The following is a 1065-nucleotide window of genomic DNA, read 5'->3' as shown; positions in this document are numbered from 1 at the left end:
TCGCCGCGATCGGCGTGCTTTGGGCGTCGGGAGTTTTTTAATGTATCCACTTTATTTTTGGCGATGGGGGAGTATGCCGTCGAATTCAGTGTTAAAAATTCAGGTTGAGGCCTGAGTTGTGTTTTGCTTATTAATGGATTTCGAGAGGGGTGATGTGCAAAAACGAATTGTATTCGGTTGATCTGGCGCAGTTTTTTTGCACCTTTCGGTAATCGTTTTCCTGTTTCTTTTTGGGCTTCCCGCCGCGGAGGGCATTGAGCCGATGCAGCGTTACGGTTTTTATCAGAACTGCGGTCTGTCACTTAGCCTTCCGAGTGTCCTTGCTCCCGTTGTTGATTCTGAGGTCAGTCCTTGTGCGAACTCGTATCGAGAGCAAAGTGGAGCAACGATGCTGATTGGTTCTTTAGTTGGTGGCCGGAAAAATCCAGATCTACTCGAAAAATTGCCAGCGTTACACATCTACAGGCGGGATCTCGATCATGTTCTGAATTCATTGAATGGGAGTGGCTTGCGTCGAATTGCAAATGGATCTGTCATCTCGACAAGCGAACTGGAAGAGGCGGAGTGTGGATTATCTGGGGCGGACATATATCCGAGATCGCGGGAGCGAATTGGAGCGGCTGGATCGCAGAGGATTTTTACAAAAATAACCAAGGCATTGCATCGAGTCGTGGCCACTGCGAGCGATTTGACAATCGGCACCGACGTATCAGGTTGGTCATTGGAAACGTGAAAGAAACAGTGGTAATGAGTCAATCTTGCCTTGTGCGTCGAGATGGAGACTTCGACATGGATGAGGGGCTGAGCTACGAAATTTTTATGGAAATCCTCAAGTCTGTAAAACTGCTTGAAGAGTGAGACAAGGACCAGGGGCCACGTCACCGCTACCATGATGGCCTCTAGAGCATGAACAGGGGTCGGATCGCTATCTGACGAGACACATCACTTCGGCAAATGGCGAATGTAGGCGCAGTTGCTCCCGTCGCTCAGGCGCCCCCGGAACCCCCCACATCCGTCCGAATCCCCGGACGGATATTTTCCGGAAATCCGGAAAGCCGGATTTCC

2 protein-coding genes are annotated in these 1065 nt (G+C 50.2%); one reads left to right on the top strand and one right to left on the bottom strand.

What is annotated here, in order from left to right:
* A partial coding sequence (locus L810_RS48835; protein WP_218921760.1) for a hypothetical protein occupies positions 1–302 on the bottom strand: 302 nt, incomplete at its 3' end.
* Positions 303–564: 262 nt separating this feature from the next.
* On the opposite strand from L810_RS48835, the gene L810_RS47975 reads away from it, so the two are divergent.
* Complete coding sequence (locus L810_RS47975) at positions 565–858, top strand: hypothetical protein (protein ID WP_155836504.1); 294 nt, start codon at positions 565–567, stop codon at positions 856–858.
* Positions 859–1065: the final 207 nt, after the last annotated feature.

The organism is Burkholderia sp. AU4i, from assembly GCF_000466765.1.
In the GTDB taxonomy this organism is placed as follows: domain Bacteria; phylum Pseudomonadota; class Gammaproteobacteria; order Burkholderiales; family Burkholderiaceae; genus Burkholderia; species Burkholderia cepacia.
The sequence above is the reverse complement of the archived record's forward strand: the minus strand, read 5'-3'. Positions and strand labels throughout refer to the sequence as shown.